This is a genomic window from Actinacidiphila glaucinigra, from assembly GCF_035918135.1.
In the GTDB taxonomy this organism is placed as follows: domain Bacteria; phylum Actinomycetota; class Actinomycetes; order Streptomycetales; family Streptomycetaceae; genus Actinacidiphila; species Actinacidiphila glaucinigra.
In genome coordinates this window covers 3,444,343-3,461,598 of record NZ_CP109144.1, presented here as the reverse complement: position 1 = coordinate 3,461,598, position 17,256 = coordinate 3,444,343, and the positions used below count along the sequence as shown (strand labels likewise).

15 protein-coding genes and 1 pseudogene are annotated in these 17,256 nt (G+C 74.3%); 9 read left to right on the top strand and 7 right to left on the bottom strand.

Translation table 11 applies throughout. From position 1 onward, the window contains the following. Window positions 1-21: 21 nt before the first annotated feature. Genes OIE69_RS15070 through OIE69_RS15055 form a run of 4 tightly spaced genes read right to left on the bottom strand, consistent with a single transcriptional unit; the run spans window position 22 to window position 3,501 of the window. On the bottom strand, window positions 22-1,284 hold the full coding sequence (locus tag OIE69_RS15070) for a hypothetical protein (RefSeq protein ID WP_326572459.1): 1,263 nt from the start codon (window positions 1,282-1,284) through the stop codon (window positions 22-24). Then, a complete protein-coding gene (locus OIE69_RS15065) occupies window positions 1,281-2,060 on the bottom strand; it encodes an ABC transporter ATP-binding protein (RefSeq protein ID WP_392567510.1) in 780 nt (259 codons plus the stop codon). Before OIE69_RS15065 ends, OIE69_RS15070 begins: the two co-directional genes overlap by 4 nt. Beyond that, window positions 2,057-2,941: a zf-HC2 domain-containing protein gene (locus OIE69_RS15060; protein ID WP_326572458.1), complete on the bottom strand. Its 885-nt coding sequence runs from the start codon at window positions 2,939-2,941 to the stop codon at window positions 2,057-2,059. Before OIE69_RS15060 ends, OIE69_RS15065 begins: the two co-directional genes overlap by 4 nt. After that, window positions 2,938-3,501 (bottom strand): RNA polymerase sigma factor, encoded by a 564-nt coding sequence (locus tag OIE69_RS15055; RefSeq protein ID WP_326572457.1) that lies wholly within the window; start codon window positions 3,499-3,501, stop codon window positions 2,938-2,940. Before OIE69_RS15055 ends, OIE69_RS15060 begins: the two co-directional genes overlap by 4 nt. 228 nt (window positions 3,502-3,729) lie before the next feature. Between OIE69_RS15055 and lon the strand changes: the two genes are divergently transcribed. Next, on the top strand, window positions 3,730-6,198 hold the full coding sequence (gene lon, locus OIE69_RS15050; protein WP_326572456.1) for an endopeptidase La: 2,469 nt from the start codon (window positions 3,730-3,732) through the stop codon (window positions 6,196-6,198). Between the two features lie 247 nt (window positions 6,199-6,445). Beyond that, the gene (locus tag OIE69_RS15045; protein ID WP_326581163.1) at window positions 6,446-6,874 is read left to right on the top strand and encodes a MarR family winged helix-turn-helix transcriptional regulator; all 429 of its coding nucleotides are present in this window, start codon (window positions 6,446-6,448) and stop codon (window positions 6,872-6,874) included. Between the two features lie 39 nt (window positions 6,875-6,913). On the opposite strand, the gene OIE69_RS15040 is transcribed toward OIE69_RS15045, so the two are convergent. Then, complete coding sequence (locus tag OIE69_RS15040) at window positions 6,914-7,759, bottom strand: hypothetical protein (RefSeq protein WP_326572455.1); 846 nt, start codon at window positions 7,757-7,759, stop codon at window positions 6,914-6,916. Window positions 7,760-8,116: 357 nt separating this feature from the next. Between OIE69_RS15040 and OIE69_RS15035 the strand changes: the two genes are divergently transcribed. From OIE69_RS15035 to OIE69_RS15005, 7 genes and pseudogenes are all read left to right on the top strand, one after another. Continuing rightward, window positions 8,117-10,729, top strand: coding sequence for a sensor histidine kinase (locus OIE69_RS15035; protein WP_326572454.1), 2,613 nt, complete (start codon window positions 8,117-8,119; stop codon window positions 10,727-10,729). Further along, window positions 10,729-11,247 (top strand): roadblock/LC7 domain-containing protein, encoded by a 519-nt coding sequence (locus tag OIE69_RS15030; protein ID WP_326572453.1) that lies wholly within the window; start codon window positions 10,729-10,731, stop codon window positions 11,245-11,247. Before OIE69_RS15035 ends, OIE69_RS15030 begins: the two co-directional genes overlap by 1 nt. After that, entirely contained in the window at window positions 11,247-11,672 is a 426-nt protein-coding gene (locus OIE69_RS15025; protein WP_326572452.1) for a DUF742 domain-containing protein, read from the top strand. The genes OIE69_RS15030 and OIE69_RS15025 overlap by 1 nt, the downstream gene beginning before the upstream one ends. Before the next feature lies 1 nt (window position 11,673). Then, complete coding sequence (locus OIE69_RS15020; RefSeq protein ID WP_326572451.1) at window positions 11,674-12,276, top strand: GTP-binding protein; 603 nt, start codon at window positions 11,674-11,676, stop codon at window positions 12,274-12,276. A 72-nt stretch (window positions 12,277-12,348) separates the two neighbouring features. Further along, complete coding sequence (locus tag OIE69_RS15015) at window positions 12,349-13,584, top strand: styrene monooxygenase/indole monooxygenase family protein (RefSeq protein WP_326572450.1); 1,236 nt, start codon at window positions 12,349-12,351, stop codon at window positions 13,582-13,584. A gap of 389 nt (window positions 13,585-13,973) precedes the next feature. Continuing rightward, window positions 13,974-14,228, top strand: a pseudogene (locus OIE69_RS15010) (selenium-binding protein SBP56-related protein); the annotation flags it as partial. Between the two features lie 58 nt (window positions 14,229-14,286). After that, a complete protein-coding gene (locus OIE69_RS15005) occupies window positions 14,287-15,408 on the top strand; it encodes a selenium-binding protein SBP56-related protein (RefSeq protein WP_326581162.1) in 1,122 nt (373 codons plus the stop codon). Between the two features lie 123 nt (window positions 15,409-15,531). Here OIE69_RS15005 and OIE69_RS15000 read toward each other — a convergent pair whose 3' ends face one another. Together OIE69_RS15000 and OIE69_RS14995 are read right to left on the bottom strand one after the other, a co-directional pair. Then, window positions 15,532-16,551, bottom strand: coding sequence for a zinc-dependent alcohol dehydrogenase family protein (locus OIE69_RS15000; protein WP_326572449.1), 1,020 nt, complete (start codon window positions 16,549-16,551; stop codon window positions 15,532-15,534). Between the two features lie 88 nt (window positions 16,552-16,639). Continuing rightward, complete coding sequence (locus tag OIE69_RS14995) at window positions 16,640-17,224, bottom strand: TetR/AcrR family transcriptional regulator (RefSeq protein ID WP_326572448.1); 585 nt, start codon at window positions 17,222-17,224, stop codon at window positions 16,640-16,642. Window positions 17,225-17,256: the final 32 nt, after the last annotated feature.

Here is a 17,256-nt window from a genome sequence, read left to right as displayed (position 1 = left end):
AGGCTGCGGTCGGGTCCGCGCTCAGGGCGCCTTGACCGTGCCGGTGTCGCAGGAGAGGACGGCGCGCAGATAGCGTCCGAGCCAGGCCCGGCGCTGTTCGGCGGGCAGGGCGCGCAGGCGTTCGGCCGCCTGAGTCTCCGCCTCTGCGGCTATGGGGCGCTCCACACCCAGCCAGCTCAGTGCCGCATTTTCGGCTGCGGGGTTGCCCGGGCGGTCGGTGTACCGGTACGGGCAGCCCCGGGAGGCCACGAAGTACGCGAGGTCGCGGTGGAGCATCTCGCCGTCGCCGAGGCGGCTCCGGAAGAGCCCTCCGTAGAGCTCGAACCTGACTTCCCGCGGCGGTGCGGTCTCCGGGGAACCGCCTTCGCGGTAGCGGACGGGCGCGCCGGGCACGCCGTCGAGCCTGGCGTCGATCCGGGCCACCACGGCCTGTACGGCGGGCAGGGCCGAGGCGTGTTCGGCCCGGACGCACACCACCGGTGTGCCCGAGCCGCAGACCTGGGCGGAGGCGGCCGGCACGTGCCGCCACAGGTCGTCACCGCCCCGGCACAGGAGCGACGCGGCAACGACGGCCGCCAGCAGGGGCACGAGGGCGACCGCCCGCCGCCGTGCGTGACCGGCCAGCATCGCGCAGACGGCGAGACCGGCCATCCACACCGCGCAGAGCAGCCCGAACGCCCACACGGGGCGCTCTTCGAAGCCGTAGGCCGCCGGAGTGAGCCATTTGACCGATCCATCGGCGGTCCGGGTGAAGCCCAGCGCCACAAAGCCGACCAGGCCCAGTAGCGGCGCGGCCATCCGCCACCGCAGCGCCCCGCCGACCGCGAAGCCCAGCGCCCCCAGGGCGCCGAACGTCACGACGTCCTGGAACACCATGCTCCAGGAGGGCTGCCCGAAACCGGCGTACGGCCAGATCGCCCCCAGGGTCACCACCGCCGGCAGCAGGTAACCGCAGACCGGCCACAGCACGGCGGGCAGGCACGCCGCCAGGGCCCGCGCGAGCGGCGTCCGGGCCGCCGACGCGAAAAGCTCGCCCGCCCCGCAGCGGTGCTCACGCCCGCCCTGCCAGCACCCCGAAGCCAGCGCCATCGGACCGCCGATCAGCACACCGAAGTGCCGGAGCATCTGCTGTGCGTCGGTCCAGTTGTCCCCCAGCCGGTACCGCTGGACGAACAGGTTGGACGCCACCACGGCCGCGATGACGGCGGCCGCCCACGGTCCCGTACCGTGCCGCAGTTCGGTTCGGGCAAGGGATACCGGCGGGCGCAGAGCGAGGACGGTCATGCCGTGACCCCCCGGTCCGTCCGGAGGCGGTGCCCTCTCAGCACCGCGCTGTAGCCGCGCTCGATCGGGCTGTCCCCGGCAGCGTCACCGTCCCACGCCGCCGCCAGTTCCTGCGGCGTGCCGCGGAAGACTCCCCGTCCGCCGAACAGCAGCGTCACCTCCGTGCAAGCGGCGGCCACGTCCTCCACGAGGTGGGTCGAGACCAGCACGGTCGCGTGCGCGCCCAGCTCCCGCAGCAGGGCGCGGAAGTCGACCCTCTGCTCGGGGTCGAGACCGGCCGTGGGCTCGTCGAGCAGCAGCACGTCCGGGTCGTTGACGATGGCCTGGGCGATGCCCACTCGGCGCACCATGCCGCCGGACAGGGTCTTGATCCGCCGGTCGATCCGGTCCTCGAGACCGACCCGTGCCACCGCCCGCTCGACGGCGTCGGGCACCTCGGCGGCCGGCATCTCCTTCAGCCAGGCCACATAGGCGACGAACTCGCGCACGGTGAACCCCGGGTAGTGGCCGAACTCCTGCGGCAGGTAGCCCAGCCGCCGCCGGATGGCCGTCCGCCCCTGATGCGTCGTCGGGTCGTGGCCGAGCAGCTCTAGCCGCCCGCCCTGGTACGGCGCCACGGTGGCCAGCACGCGTATGAGGGAGGTCTTCCCGGCCCCGTTGGGGCCGAGCAGGCCGTGGACGCCGCGGCCGAGTCGCAGGTCCAATGTGTTCAGAGCGGCGGTGCGGCGGTGCTTGACCGTCAGCTCGCTGACGCTGACGGGATACGCGATGGTCACAGGCGCTCCATGTGGTCGAAGGCGGTACGGCGCAGGGCGAGCAGGAGGACGCAGGAGGCGCCCGCCGCCGCCCACGCCTGCTGTGCGGCACCGGAGAGCAGCAGGTCCCTGGCGGTGGCCGGCGGCCCGCACAGGACCACCGCCGTCACCCACCCGGTCGCCACGATCGCGGCGGCCCGGTGACAGCCGGTCCAACTGCCGAGGACGAGGGTGGCCGCGGTGAGTGTCAGCCCCGGCAGCAGCCAGGCGACGGCGGCGCCCGCCCCCGCCAGCAGCCCTCCGGCGGCTGTGAGCAGCGGCACGCAGGCGGCCAGCACGACACCGGTGCGCACCAGCAGCAGACGCAGCCCCCCGGATGGTGTCGAGGCGGCCAGCTCGTACACCGGGTCGGCGTGCCTTCCGTACGCGAACGCCACCCCGGTCGGCGGCACCAGCGGTGCGAGTAGCAGCAGCCACGGACTGGCGCCCGGGACGGCGACGAAACGCGTCAGCGCCACGGCCGCCGCCACCGCCAGCAGCACCGACGCCAGCCAGGGCGCGCGCGGCGCGTACGCGGACCGCAGGGCGGTCAGCCAAGGGCGCGACCGTACGACGGGCGGGGTCGCGGCGCCCCGGACAGGGGTGCGCGCCACCTGGGCCAGCACCTCCTGCCGCACCTTCGCCAGCGTCGCTGCGCGGGTGCCCGCACGGGCCCACGCGGACACGCGGGCGGCGCAGGCCGCGCACTGCTCCAGATGCTTGTCCACGGACCAGGCGGTGGTCTCCCGCACCGTGCCGTCCGCGTAGGCGGCGGCCACCGCGTCCGGCACGTGCCAGGCGGCCGGGTCGGGGCGACGGATCAGCGGGAGGCGCCGGAGGCGTCCCCGCGCGGAACTGGTCATGCGGTGCCTCCCGCGGGATCAAGGGCGGCCAGCATCGAACGCAGCTCGCGCCGCGCCCGCTGGGCCCGGGTCTTGACGGTGCCCTCGGGGATGCCGAGCAGGCGCGCGGTCTCACGGGTGGTGAGGCCGTCGATCACGGTGGCCCGCAGCACGGCCCGCAGCTCCGGGGAGATCTGGTCGAGCGCGGCGCCCACGTCGCCGTACTCCAGCCCGGCCAGGACGTGCTCCTCGGCGGAGGGGGCGGTGCCGGGTTCCTCGGCGGCCAGCAGGTCGCGGGTGCCGGCCCGCGCCGCGGCGCGGCGGGCGTCCGCCAATCGCCGGGCGGCGATCACCCACAACCAGCCGCCCACGGCTCCGCCGCGGTGGCCCCGCGCCGAGCGCCAGGCCGTGACGAAGGTGTCCTGCAGCACCTCACGGACGGTCTCGGGGTCGGAGCAGCGCCGCGTGAGCCGGGCGTGCAGCCATCCGGAATGGCGGTCGTACAGATCCGCGAGGGCCTGGGCGTCGCCCCGGGCGATCGCGCGCAGGAGCGCGTCGTCCCCGGGGGGCTCGTGGCTCATGGGCCGGAAGAGTCTCACACCCCTCTATCGCCGCCGCTGCCGCCGGCGGTTCTCGCAGGAGCGAGACAGGGGCGCTTGCCGAGCCCCTGCCGGGGTTCGGGGCCGGCCCCGGGCCCCGGACACGGTGCGCCGCGGCCGATCGCTCAGAGCGAACACGGCCTGGGGAACACCAGGGGCATCAGATGCATTGAGTCTGCATAGCTCAACTTGATTGCTTAGGGAGAGATAATGGCTCAGTCGTCTTCGTCGGCGTTCGCGCCGCTCACCCTGCCCGTGCTGCCCCTCGACGACGAGGTGGTCCTGCCCGGCATGGTCGTGCCGGTGGACCTGACCGACGCCGAGGCGCGCGCCGCGGTCGAGGCGGCGCAGGCCGCCCAGCGGTCCGGACAGCCCGGACTCGGCAACAAGCCGCGGGTGCTGCTCGTTCCCCGGGTGGACGGGGACTACGCGGGCGTGGGCACGCTGGGCACCGTCGAGCAGGTGGGACGTCTGTCGGACGGCGATCCCGGTGCCGTCATCCGCGGTGTGAGCCGCGTGCGCATCGGCGCCGGCACGACCGGTCCCGGCCGTGCCCTGTGGGTGGAGGGCACCGAGCTCTCCGAGCCCGCGCCCGCGGAGGCTCCCGGCACCGTCGCGGAGCTCATGAAGGAGTACAAGGCCCTGGCCACCAGCTGGCTGCGCAAGCGCGGCGCCTGGCAGGTCGTGGACCGCGTCCAGCAGATCGAGGAGGTCTCGCAGCTGGCGGACAACGCGGGCTACTCCGGCTTCCTCAGCACCAGCCAGCGCATCGAGCTGCTGGAGACCGTCGACCCGGTCGCACGGCTGCGGCTGGCCACGCAGTGGCTGCGTGACCACCTGGCCGAGCAGGACGTCGCGGAGACCATCCGCAAGGACGTCCAGGAGGGCATGGAGAAGCAGCAGCGCGAGTTCCTGCTCCGGCAGCAGCTGCAGGCCGTCCGCAAGGAGCTGGCCGAGCTGAACGGCGACCCGGAGGACGAGGCGGACGACTACCGTTCCCGCGTCGAGGCCGCCGACCTCCCTTCGAGCGTGCGTGAGGCCGCCCTGAAGGAGGTCGAGAAGCTGGAGCGGTCCAGCGACGCGTCCCCCGAGGGCAGCTGGATCCGTACCTGGCTGGACACCGTCCTGGAGCTGCCGTGGAACACCACGACCCAGGACGCCTACGACATCCCCGGCGCGCGGGCGGTGCTGGACGCCGACCACGCGGGCCTGGAGGACGTGAAGGAACGCATCACCGAGTACCTGGCCGTGCGCAAGCGCCGCACCGACCGCGGTCTGGGCGTCGTCGGCGGTCGCCGCGGCGGTGCGGTGCTGGCCCTGGTCGGCCCGCCCGGCGTGGGCAAGACCTCGCTCGGGGAGTCCGTGGCCCGCGCGATGGGGCGGAAGTTCGTGCGCGTCGCGCTCGGCGGCGTCCGCGACGAGGCGGAGATCCGCGGCCACCGGCGCACCTACGTCGGCGCGCTGCCCGGCCGGCTGGTGCGCGCCATCAAGGAGGCCGGGTCCATGAACCCGGTGGTCCTGCTGGACGAGATCGACAAGGTGGGCTCCGACTACCGCGGCGACCCGGCCGCGGCCCTGCTGGAGGTCCTGGACCCGGCCCAGAACCACACCTTCCGGGACCACTACCTGGAGGTCGAACTGGACCTGAGCGACGTGGTGTTCCTCGCCACCGCCAACGTCCTGGAGGCCATCCCCGAGCCGCTGCTGGACCGTATGGAGCTGGTGCGGCTGGACGGCTACACCGAGGACGAGAAGGTCGTCATCGCCCGCGACCACCTGCTGCCGCGCCAGCGCGAGCTGGCCGGGCTCGGCGAGGACGAGGTCACCGTCGACGACGCGGCCCTGCGCAAGCTGGCCGGGGAGTACACCCGCGAGGCGGGCGTGCGCACCCTGGAGCGGTCGATCGCCCGCATCCTGCGGAAGGTCGCGGCCAGGCACGAGCTCGGCGAGCGCGAGCTGCCGTTCACGGTGACCCCGGAGGACCTGCGGGAGCTCATCGGGCGGCCGCACCACGTGCCGGAGTCGGCGCAGGACCCGCAGGAGCGGCGCACGGCGGTGCCGGGCGTGTCCACGGGCCTGGCGGTGACCGGCGCGGGCGGCGACGTCCTCTACATCGAGGCGTCGCTGGCCGACCCGGAGACCGGCGGCAGCGGGCTGCAGCTCACCGGGCAGCTGGGCGACGTGATGAAGGAGTCCGCGCAGATCGCGCTCTCCTTCCTGCGCTCGCACGGCGCCGAACTGGAGCTGCCGGTCGGCGATCTGAAGGAGCGCGGCGTCCACATCCACGTCCCCGCGGGCGCGGTCCCCAAGGACGGCCCGAGCGCGGGCGTCACCATGACCACCGCGCTGGCCTCGCTCCTGTCGGGGCGCCGGGTCCGCACCGACGTGGCGATGACCGGGGAGGTGTCGCTGACCGGGCGGGTGCTGCCGATCGGCGGCGTCAAGCAGAAGCTGCTGGCGGCACACCGCGCCGGGATCACCACCGTGGTGATCCCCAAGCGGAACGAGGCGGACCTGGACGACGTCCCCGCCGAGGTCCTGGAGAAGCTGGAGGTCCACGCGGTCTCGGACGTCCGGCACGTGCTGAAGCTCGCCCTGGAGCCCGCCGTCACCGGCGCGGACTCCGGCCTGGAGGACGGCCCCGCGCCGTCGGCGGCGGAGCCCTCGGTCGCGGCCTGAGCAAGGCCCTGACCGGGTGAACGGAGAGCGGCCCCTCCCACGGCCTGAGGAGGGGCCGCTCTCCGTGCGTGCGGCCGGCGGCGGGACACCAGGTGTGGGAAGTGCCCCTGGTCACGCCGTTGGTCCGCGCCTGCGAAATACTGGGGGCGCTGCGCACACGGCGGCCGGAGACGAGACGTTTTCACGACGGAAGGCGGGTGACCAGGTGGCCGGAACCGCCGGCTCCCCCAGGGAGGCGGATCCCGTGATGGAGGCGCTCGAACGCGAGCTCACCGTCCTGTTGCGGCGTGCCCGCGCCTCCTCCGGAGAGATGGCCCGCGAGGTCCATCCCGACCTGGAACCCGCCGCGTACGGGATCCTCGCCCGGCTCGCCGAGACCGGTCCCGAGCGGGCCACCGTGCTCGCCGGCTACTTCGGCGTCGGCAAGGCCACGATGAGCCGTCAACTGCGCGCCCTGGAGGACCTCGGGCTCCTCCGGCGCGAACCGGACCCCGCCGACGGACGGGCCTTCCTGGTGCAGCTGACCACGGAGGGCGCCGAGCGCTTCTCGCGCGTCCGGCAGGCGCGCCGGGCCCGCTACGTCAACCGGCTCAGCGGCTGGGACCGCGACGAACTGCGCGAACTGGCCCGGCTGCTGGGCCAGTTGAACTCCTCGCAGGAGCAGGAGGGCGCGTAACCCGCGCGGCCCTCCGCCCGGCGTGCGGCCCCACCGCCGTCACCACTGCGCCAGCACCGCGGTCGCGTCGTCGCGCACCTTGCCGCGCGGGAAGCGGGCGCCGTCCGGGTCCGTGGCCTCCGCCGCGCGCACGCGCCGCAGGAGTTCCTCGGGGCCGGCCTTGCGCAGCAGGGCGAACGCGCCCTGCCAGTCCTGCTCGTGGAAGACCTCGACCAGACGGGCGGCGCCGTCCGTCAGGGCCGCGACCGCGCGGACCCGCGAGCGCGGGCGGGTACCCGTGACGGCGCGGTCCGCGACCGCGGGGTCGGCCGCCGCGGTGAAGAAGCCGCCCTCGGCGTTGCGCAGGGCCTCCACCGCCCGTCCGTACTCCGCGGCGGCCTCGGCGCGGGCGGCGGTGCCGCGCGGCAGGGCCCGTACGGCGGCGCGCATCGCGGTCACCGGACCGGGCAGCCGGTCCAGCCGGTCGTCGCGCACGGCACCGACCTGACCTGCGGTGTCCTCGATGAGCAACACCGAGTCGGATAGCACCAGATGCTCCACGGTGTCCGCATTCCACCGGACCGCCACCACGGTCGCCTGCGGGGTGCGGCGGTGATAAAGGTCACAGGTGTCGCGGTGCGCGTCGGCGGTGCGCAGGACGGCTTCCGCGAGACACTGCGCCAGGCTCGGAGCCGCGGGCGAAACGGACAGTTCGATCATGGATCCGCCCAGGTGGGCGACGTACCAGGGGACGTCGTGACGGCAGCCCGTGGGGCCGTCGGGAGGGGTCACGCCGTCCAGCAGGACCAGTGAACCGCCGCCGCCTGACGCGGGCATGGCCACCGCCACGAAGTCCTCGTTGGGGCGTCCGGGGTTGCCGGGCTCGGTCGCCGTCTCGATGCGCATGCGGCCAGTCTGCAGCAGCCGCCCGGGGGAGCTGTTCGAACCCCGGGGGCGCCCGCCGGGGGTTACCGGTGAGTGAAGGTGCGCATCCTGCCAGGGCGGCGGCCGCGATGCCAGTTCCCGGGCCGGTCGGCCGGAACGCGCGCGCGTAACGATCCCGCCGGGGAGTTGAACGTCAACTTGTCGGTGCGATTCACTCGTTCGGGTGTCGAGGCGGGGGACGCACATCTGCATTCCGGGTCGGCCTGAGAAGGTCGGCACGATGCCGGGATGAGGCCAGACGTTGCCGTGCTCGGTGCCCGGCCGATGTGTCGTCATCTCGGGACCAGTGGATCAGGCGAGACGGGATAGCGAGCACCGGTGCGAACACGACGTAACCCGCGGACCAAGCGCGTACGGCAGAGACTGCTGGGCGCCCTGCTGATCTGCGCCGTCACGGTCCTGGCCGCCTCCGCTCCTGGCGTTGCCACGGGCGTGCGCGATCTGGCCGAGGCGCAACGACTGGTCGGCATGGCGCGACTCGGGGCCCAGGCGGTCTCGCTGTCCCACGCCCTGGCCGACGAACGCGACGGCATGGCCGTCTTCGTGGCCGGTGGCCGCTCCACCGAGGGCGGCAACGGCGTCTCCGAGACCCAGCGGGTGCGGGTCGACCGCCAGGCCGAGGAGGTGCTGGCGGCGGCGGCCGACGCCGACACCGACGACGCCCCCGCCTTCGCCGACGCGACCGCCGAAGTCGTCCGGCAGCTCGGGGAACTCGCCGCCGCCCGGCAGAAGGTGCTCTCCGGCCCCGGCTCCGCCGAGGCCGCCGTGGCGGCCTACGACCCGGCGATCCGGGCGCTGCGCGGGATCGGCTCCGCCGTCGCCCGCTCGCTGCCCGCCCGCGGCGCCTCCGCCGACACCACCGCGCTGCCCGAACTCGCCCGCGCCGTCGACCAGGCCTCCGTCCAGCGCGGCCTGCTGGTGGGCGCGCTCACCGCGGGCGGCGGGCAGTCCGGCCTGGTCGGCGCCGCGCAGACCGCCGCGGTCAGCGAGCGGTCCGCACTCGCCGACTTCCGCGGCGGGGCCTCGCAGGCCGCGGTCGAGCAGTACGACCAGACGGTCACCGGCTCCGACGTCAACAAGGCCGACAAGCGGCTCGAGCAGTTGCTGAACGGCTCCTCGCTGTCCGCCGCCGACCGCGCGCTCAAGCCGGGAGCGGTCCAGGCGGCGCTCTCCGCCCGGGTCGACATGATGCGCGGTGTCGAGTCCTCGCTCGCGGCAGCCGCCGCCGACCGGCTCGCCGCGTTGCGCGACGACGACGTGACGGCCCTCGAACTCCAGGTCGCCCTCGCCTCGGTGTGCTTCCTGCTCGTCCTCGGCGTCGGCGTCTCCACGGCCCGTTCCATCACCCGGCCGGCCGCCGCCCTGAACCGCTTCGCCCGCGGGGACGTCCCCACCGACGAGCAGGTCAGGATCGTCGGCTCCGACGAGTTCGCGGCGACCGCCCGGGCGGTCAACGCGCTCCGCGCCGAGGTGAACGGGCTGCGCGGGCGCGTCGCCGCGCAGGACGCCGAGCACACCAAGCTCCAGGGCGTACGGGACGCCCTCGCCGCGGAACGCGATCTGCTGCACGGCCGGCAGGACGCGCTCACCACGCGTCTGGGCTCCCTGCAGGACAACGTCCACGGCACCTACGTCAACCTCACGCTGCGCACCCTCGGTCTGGTCGAGCGCCAGCTCACGCTGATCGAGCGGCTGGAGGAACTGGTCCACGACCCGGACGAGCTCTCCCAGCTGTTCAAGCTGGACCACCTGGCCACCCGCATGCGCCGCAACAGCGAGAACCTGCTGCTGCTCGCCGGCACCGAGCACGGCCACGCGCACCCCAAGCCCGTCCCGCTGGTCGACGTGGCGCGCGCCGCGGTCTCCGAGATCGACAAGTACGAGCGGGTCCGCATCCACCAACTGCCCGCGGGACGCATCGCCGGGTTCGCCACCGACGACCTCAGCCACCTGATCGCCGAGCTCCTGGAGAACGCGGCCGCCTTCTCCCCGCCGGAGACCGAGGTGCAGCTCTCCGGCTGGATGCTGGAGAGCGGCGAGCTGATGCTGTCCGTCGAGGACCAGGGCATCGGCATCCCCACGGCCCGGCTGGACGAGCTCAACGCGCTGCTGGCGCAGGCCGATCCCGCGGAGCACCCCTCCGTCGCCGAGGCCACCGGCATCGGCGTGTACGTCGTCGCCCGGCTCGCCGCCCGGCACGGCATCCGCGTGCAGCTCCGCGACGCCAAGGGCGGCGGCACCACCGCCGTGGTGGTCGTCCCCACGGCGCTCACCGCGCCCGCGGAGGACCCGGACGGCCCGCAGACCCCCGTGGAGGCGGCCGTCGCGGGAGAGCCGTGGCAGCCGCGCAAGGCGCTGCGGCGGGCCCGCGAGGAGCGGGCCGGGGAGCCGGAGCGCACGGCACCGGCGGCCGTGGAGCCGGTGACGGAACCGGCCGGCACCGCGCCCGGTGAGGCGCCAGGCGAGGCGTCCGAGCCCGGGGGCGACGCCATCGAGCACGCCCGCGCCGACCAGCCCGCTTCTGCCGTGACCCCGGCTCCCGAGCCCGCGCCCGCACCGGTCGCTGCGCCCGAGGCACCGGCTGGGGCCCAGGTGCCGGCTCCGGCCGCCGAGGAGATGCCGGACGGCGCGGGACTCACCGCCAAGGGGCTTCCGCAGCGGGTGCCGCGGTCCACGGGGCTGTCGGGCGAACCGCAGGTCCGGGGGAGGGCCCGCCAGGGGGGCGGGGTGGACCCGGAGGAGCTGCGGCGCAAGCTCGGCGGCTTCGCCCAGGGCCTGCGCGAGGGCCGGGCGGAGGCCCAGGCCGAGACGCAGGAGATCCGGCGCGGCCTGCCCGCGCCGAGGAAGGCCGCGGACGCGGCCGCAGCAGAAGGCAGTTCGGGGGGACACCAACAAGTCGAAGCCGAAGGCGTCGAGGAGGCACGCGGTTGATGTCGGCCGGTACGGACACCCAGAGTGAACGGGGCCTGAGCCACGAGGCACGTAACCTCCAGTGGCTGCTGAGCAATTTCGTGGAGGACGTGCCCGGGGTCCGCTCCGTGGCCGTCGTGTCCTCGGACGGACTGCTGCTGCTGACCTCGGAGCCCGAGGACGAGGCCGAAACGGCGGACGAGGGCGCGGCGGGCGGTGCGGCCGGACGGCCGCCCCGGGGCCCGGCGGGCACCTCCGCCGACCTCGCCACGGTGGTCTCCGGCATCGCCTCGCTGACCGAAGGCGCCGCGCGCCTGATGGACGGCGGCGGCGTGCGCCAGACGGGCGTGTCGATGGAGAACGGCAGCGTGTTCGTCATGACGGTCGGGGACGGTTCGCTGCTCGGTGTCCACGCGGACGCCGAGTGCGACATGAGCGTGGTGGCCTATCACATGGCCCTGTTCGTGGGCCGGGCCGGCCATGTGCTCACCCCCGCGCTCCGCACGGAGCTGCGCCAGGCGATCGAGGAGGGCCGCTGATGCGCCGTCCGGTGATCCCCGCGGCCCAGGCGGCGGCCGCCCTCCCGGTACGGGGTGCCGGGCGCAGGGCCGCCCGCGTGCGGCCGTACGCGCTGACCGGCGGCCGTACGTCCTTCGGCCACGTGCTGCTGGTGGAGACCTTCGTCGCGACGATCGACGGCTCCGCCCAGCGCCGTGAGCTGACCTCGGGCGGCTGGGCCGAGCGCGTCATGCCGGAGATGCGGGCCATCGTGGAACTGTGCCGCCGGATGCGCTCGGTGGCGGAGATCTCCGCGCTGCTGCGCATGCCGCTCGGCGTGGTCCGGGTGCTGCTCAGCGACCTGGCCGATCAGGGAAGGATCCGCGTGTACGGGACCGGGCACGGGCCCGGCGCCCCGGATCGCGCGCTGCTGGAGAGGGTGCTCGGTGGACTTCGCAGGCTCTGACATGTCGTCCCTCGCGGAAGAGGACGGCCTGCAGGAGTGGCAACTGGACGTGAGCCACGCCCCCACCTCGACCAAGATCGTGGTCGCGGGCGGATTCGGCGTGGGCAAGACCACTTTCGTCGGCGCGGTCTCGGAGATCACACCGCTCACCACCGAGGCGGTGATGACCCGGGCCAGCGAGGACATCGACGATCTCGGTTCCACCCCGGACAAGACCACCACCACGGTGGCGATGGACTTCGGCCGCATCACGCTCGACCGGGAACTGGTGCTCTACCTGTTCGGCACCCCCGGCCAGCAGCGCTTCTGGTTCATGTGGGACGACCTGGTGCGCGGCGCGATCGGCGCGGTCGTCCTCGCCGACACCCGCCGGCTGGCCGACGCCTTCCCGGCGCTGGACTACTTCGAGAGCAGCGGCCTGCCCTACGCCGTGGCGGTCAACCACTTCGAGGGCACCACCGCCTACGAGGAGATCGACGTCCGCGAGGCGCTCGCCGTGCCGGACGAGGTACCGGTGGCGATATGCGACGCCCGTGACCGCCAGTCGGTGATCCAGGTGCTGCTGGCGCTGGTCAAGCAGGCACTCGTCGCCCAGCCGGAGTAGCAGTCTCCCGGCGGAGTCGTGGGGACGCCCGCCGGACGCACCCAAGCCGACCGCACGAGAGAGCATGCCGCCTTGCGCAAGATACTGATCGTGGGAGCCGGCCAGTCCGGTCTCCAACTGGCCCTGGGCCTGCAGTCCCGGGGATACGAGGTCACCGTCATGTCCAACCGCACGGCGGACGAGATACGCCAGGGGCGTGTCATGTCCACCCAGTGCATGTTCGGCACGGCGCTGGCGCACGAGCGCGACCTCGGCGTCAACTTCTGGGAGGACCAGAGCCCCCGGATCGAGGGTCTGGGCGTCTCCGTCGCCGCCCCCGACGGATCGAGGCCCATCGACTGGGTGGGACGGCTCGACGCGTACGCGCAGTCCGTCGACCAGCGGGTGAAGATGGCCGGCTGGCTGGAGACCTTCGTCGAGCGCGGCGGCAAGCTGGTCGTCCACGGCGTGACCGTCGGGGACCTGGACTACTTCGCCCGCGCCTACGACCTGGTGATGGTCGCGGCGGGCAAGGGCGAACTGGTCTCCCTGTTCGGCCGGAGCGCCGAGCGTTCCCCGTACGGCAGCCCGCAGCGTTCGCTGGCCGTCGCCTATGTGCACGGCCTCGCCCCGCGTCCGGAGCACCCCGACTTCCACGCGGTGCGGCTCAACATGGTTCCCGGCGCCGGCGAGCTGATCGTGATTCCGGCGTACACCACCTCGGGCCCCTGCGACATCCTCTTCTGGGAGGGGCTGCCGGGCGGTCCGCTCGACGTCTTCAACGGCGTGAAGGACCCGCAGGAACACCTGCGCATCACCCTGGAGCTGATGGAACGCCATCTTCCCTGGGAGTACGACCGCGCCCGCGGGGTCGAGCTGACGGACGCCGGCGGCACCCTGTCCGGGCGGTTCGCCCCGGTCGTCCGGCACCCCGTCGCGGAACTGCCGTCCGGCGGGCTGGTGCTGGGCGTCGCCGACGTCGTCGTGGCCAACGACCCGATCACCGGTCAGGGCTCCAACAGCGCCTCCAAGTGCGCGGCCGCCTATCTCGACGCCATCGTCGAGCAGGGCGACAAGCCCTTCGACCGGGACTGGATGGAGTCCGCCTTCGCCCGCTTCTGGGCCACCGCCGAGCCGGTGACCAAGTGGACCAACGCCCTGCTCGGCCCGCCGCCGGAGCACGTCCTGGGCCTGATCGGCGCCGCCGGGCAGCTGCCGGCCGTGGCGAACCGCTTCGCCAACGGCTTCGACGACCCGTCGGACTACGAGTCGTACTTCTACGACCCGGAGGCGGCGGGCGCCTACCTGGCCTCGGTTGCCGGGGCCTGAAGCCTCCGCGGCGCCGGCGGTGCACACCGCCGGCGCCGCAACGCCGGACGGCCCGCCGGTCTCAGCCCCGCAGGCGCGTCCGCAGCACCACGGCGATGCACAGCGCCCCTGCCGGAACGTAGAGCGCGGCGCCCGCCGTCTCCCTCGGCGCCGGGTCCGCGGTGGCGCTCTCCGGTCCACCGTCGCCCGCGTGCCGCCGCCGCGTCCCGCCGCCGGGGCGCGCGCCCCCGGTGTTCGCGGTTCCGCCCTGGCAGGGTCCGCGGGGCTGTGAAACGCTCGTCGTACGGGACATCTGTCCGGCTTCCGCACATGGATCCCGTACGGGTGGGTCCGGCCGTTCGCCGCACAAGGCCCCTGGCCCGGGCTCCCGTACGGGAGAGGGAACGGCCATGACGACGACGGAGCACGACCGCGACGGCCACCTGGACCCCACCCTGTACCGCACCCCGGCGGACGCGGTCGCCGCGCCACCGGAGCGGCTCGCCTACGTCGCCGGGTTCGACCCGGCGGGCGAGCGCCCGGACGCGCTGTTCACCGTCGTCACCGACCCGGGGTCCCCGGCCTACGGCCAGGTGGCCGCCCAGGTCGAGCTGCCCGACCGGGGCAACGAACTGCACCACTTCGGCTGGAACGCCTGCTCGAGCGCGCTGGCCCACCCCGGCCACCACCACGCCGCGCGGCGCTACCTCATCGTCCCCGGGACTGCGTTCCTCCCGGCTGCACGTCCTCGACACCGGTCCCGATCCGGCCCGCCCGCGCCTGGTCAAGGTGGTCGAGGCCGGGGAACTGGCCGCCAGGGCCGGGTACTCGCGGCCGCACACCCTCCACTGCGGCCCCGACGGGGTCTTCCTGTCCTGCCTGGGCGGCGCCGACGGGGCGGACGGCGAGGACGGGCCCGGCGGTGTCGCGCTGCTGGACCACGAGACCTTCGACGTGCTGCGCGCCTGGGAGACCGAGCGCGGACCGCAGCGGCTCGCCTACGACGTCTGGTGGCACCTGCGGCAGAACATCGCCGTGACCAGCGAGTGGGGCAGCCCCTCGATGATCGAGGACGGACTCGTCCCCGAACTGCTGCTGGACCGCCGCTACGGGCACGCGGTGCACTTCTGGGATCTTGAGACCGGCCGGCACCTGCAGCGCGTCGACCTGGGGGACGAGAACCAGATGGTGCTTGAGCTGCGTCCCTCCCACGACCCCGAGGCGACCTGGGGGTTCGTGAACACCGTCGTCGACGTCGAGGACCTGTCGGCCTCGGTGTGGCTGTGGACCCGGGAGGGCGCGGAGTTCACGGTCCGCAAGGTGATCACCCTGCCCGCCGAGCCCGCCCGGGCGGAGGACCTGCCCCCGGCGCTGCGGCCGTTCGGCGCCGTACCCCCGCTGATCACCGACATCGACCTGTCGGTGGACGACCGGTGGCTGTACGTGTCCGCGTGGGGGACGGGCGACCTCCTCCAGTACGACGTGCGCGACCCCCTCCGGCCGAGCCTCACCGCGTCCGTGCGGCTGGGCGGCATCGCCGGCCGGGGGACCCATCCCGCGGAGCCGGACGTCCCGCTGAGCGGCGGATCGCAGATGGTCGAGCTCAGCCGCGACGGACGGCGCGTGTACGTGACGAACTCCCTGTACGCAGCCTGGGACGAGCAGTTCTACCCGGAGGGCATCGACCCGTGGATGGTGAAGCTCGACGCCGACACCTCGGGCGGCGGGCTCGGCGTCGACGGCGGCTTCTTCCCGCACGGCGCCGACTTCGGGGGACTGCGGGTGCACCAGACCCGCCTGGAGGGCGGCGACGCCTCCTCGGACTCGTACTGCTACCGCCGCTGACGGGGCGGCCGGCTGGGCGGTGCCGCCGGTGGGTTCGTGCGGGTCAGTCTCGCGCCCTCCGCAGCCCGCAGCTTTGCACCCCAAGGGCGCGAGACGGCCGAACCACCCACCCGCCGGGCGCCCTCACCCGGCGACGTCGACGACGACCTTGCCCCGGCCCTCGCCGCGCTCGACCACGCCGTGCGCCTCGGCGGCCGTGGCCAGGGTGAAGCGGCGCGGGTCGACCAGCGGCCGCAGGGCCCCCGCCTCCGCGAGGGCGGCCGCCTCGCGCAGGATCTCGCCGTGGTGCTCGCGCCCGCGGCCGGTGAGCATCGGCAGCAGCGTGAAGACCCCGGAGTAGCCGGCCCCGCGGAAGGACAGCGGTGCGAGGCTGTGGGTGCCCCAGCCGAGGGCGCTCACCACGTGCCCGGTGTAGGTGCGCACCGCGGTGAAGGAGGCGTCGAGCGTCTCCCCGCCGACGGTGTCGAAGACGACGTCGAAGCCCTCGCCGCCGGTGTGCTCGGCGACGTAGGCGTCGACCGGGGTGGTGGTGCGGTCGATGGGGGTCGCCCCGAGACCGGCGATGGTCTCCAGGCTCCGCGGCGAGCCGGTGGCGAAGACCTCCGCGCCCCGGGCCCGGGCAAGCTGGACGGCCACGTGCCCGATGCCGCCTGCGCCGCCGTGGACGAGCACCTTCTGCCCCTCGTGCACGCCCGCCCGGTCCACCAGGCCCTCCCAGGCGGTGATGAAGACCAGCGGGAGCGCGGCTGCCTGACGCATCGTCAGCGCGCCGGGTTTGCGGGCCAGCAGCCGGGCGTCCACGGCCGCGTACTCGGCCAGCGACCCCTGCAGGTCGCCGACCCCGCCGGTCAGGCCGAAGACCTCGTCCCCGGGCGCGAAGCCCGTGACGTCCGCCCCGGTCTCCTCGACCACCCCGGCCAGGTCCAGGCCGAGCACGGCGGGCGGCCGGGTCCGGGCATGGGCCGCCTTCCCCGCGCTGATCTTGGTGTCCAGGGGGTTCACCCCGGAGGCCGCGATCCGGACCAGCACCTGGCCGGGGCCGGGCACTGGGGTGCGGATCGCGCCGAGGACGAGGGGGCTGCCGAACTCTTCCAGCAGGACCGCGCGCATCGTGGGGTCCACCGGGGGGCGGGAGGAGGTCATGGGATGTCCTCTCGAACAGACAGGTCTGTTTGATTCGGGTCGAAGGAACGCCCTCGTCGCCGTGGTGCGGACAAGGGCGGGGCCGGGATCAGGCGGTGGGCGGGCAGGCCCGCTCGACCACGGCGCGTGCCGCGGCCCTGGCGGCGGCCGGCATCGCCGGATCCTGTTCGAGCTTGCCCGCGGCCAGCGTGCCGTCCACGAGCAGGGTCAGTTGCAGCGCGAGCCCGTCGGGGTCCGCGGCGCCGGCCGCCTCGGCCAGTCCGCGCACCCACGCCCGTACGGTCCGCTTGTGCGCCACGGTCACCTCGTGCGGCAGGCTGCCCGGCTCGCTCTCCGCGGCGGCGTTGATGAAGGGGCAGCCGTGGAAGCCGTGGCGCTCGTACGAGGCCGAGACCGCGTCGAACAGGCCGACCAGCTGCTCGCGGGGATCGTCCCCCGCCGCCAGCGCGGCGGCCCGCAGCCTGCCCCGCCAGGAGTCGTCGACCCTGCGCAGGTACGCGGCGGCCAGCTCGTCCTTGGAGGGGAAGTGCACGTACAGGGTGGACTTGGCCACGCCCGACTCGGCGATGATCCGGTCGACGCCCACACCGCGCAGGCCGTGGGCGGCGAACAGCGCCTCGGCCGTGGTCAGTATGCGCTCGCGCGCCGGGGGACGCTTCGCCGTCGTGGGCATGGTGCTCACCGTGATCCTCGCCGGGGCCCGGC

Coding starts and splice junctions, on each gene's coding strand:
- OIE69_RS15020 (WP_326572451.1), top strand. CDS start 11,674: ATGTCGTCCCTCGCGGAAGAGGACGGCCTGCAGGAGTGGCAACTGGAC.
- OIE69_RS15060 (WP_326572458.1), bottom strand. CDS start 2,941: ATGACCAGTTCCGCGCGGGGACGCCTCCGGCGCCTCCCGCTGATCCGT.
- OIE69_RS15025 (WP_326572452.1), top strand. CDS start 11,247: ATGCGCCGTCCGGTGATCCCCGCGGCCCAGGCGGCGGCCGCCCTCCCG.
- OIE69_RS15030 (WP_326572453.1), top strand. CDS start 10,729: ATGTCGGCCGGTACGGACACCCAGAGTGAACGGGGCCTGAGCCACGAG.
- lon (WP_326572456.1), top strand. CDS start 3,730: ATGGCTCAGTCGTCTTCGTCGGCGTTCGCGCCGCTCACCCTGCCCGTG.
- OIE69_RS15000 (WP_326572449.1), bottom strand. CDS start 16,551: ATGACCTCCTCCCGCCCCCCGGTGGACCCCACGATGCGCGCGGTCCTG.
- OIE69_RS15040 (WP_326572455.1), bottom strand. CDS start 7,759: ATGCGCATCGAGACGGCGACCGAGCCCGGCAACCCCGGACGCCCCAAC.
- OIE69_RS14995 (WP_326572448.1), bottom strand. CDS start 17,224: ATGCCCACGACGGCGAAGCGTCCCCCGGCGCGCGAGCGCATACTGACC.
- OIE69_RS15045 (WP_326581163.1), top strand. CDS start 6,446: ATGGAGGCGCTCGAACGCGAGCTCACCGTCCTGTTGCGGCGTGCCCGC.
- OIE69_RS15070 (WP_326572459.1), bottom strand. CDS start 1,284: ATGACCGTCCTCGCTCTGCGCCCGCCGGTATCCCTTGCCCGAACCGAA.
- OIE69_RS15055 (WP_326572457.1), bottom strand. CDS start 3,501: ATGAGCCACGAGCCCCCCGGGGACGACGCGCTCCTGCGCGCGATCGCC.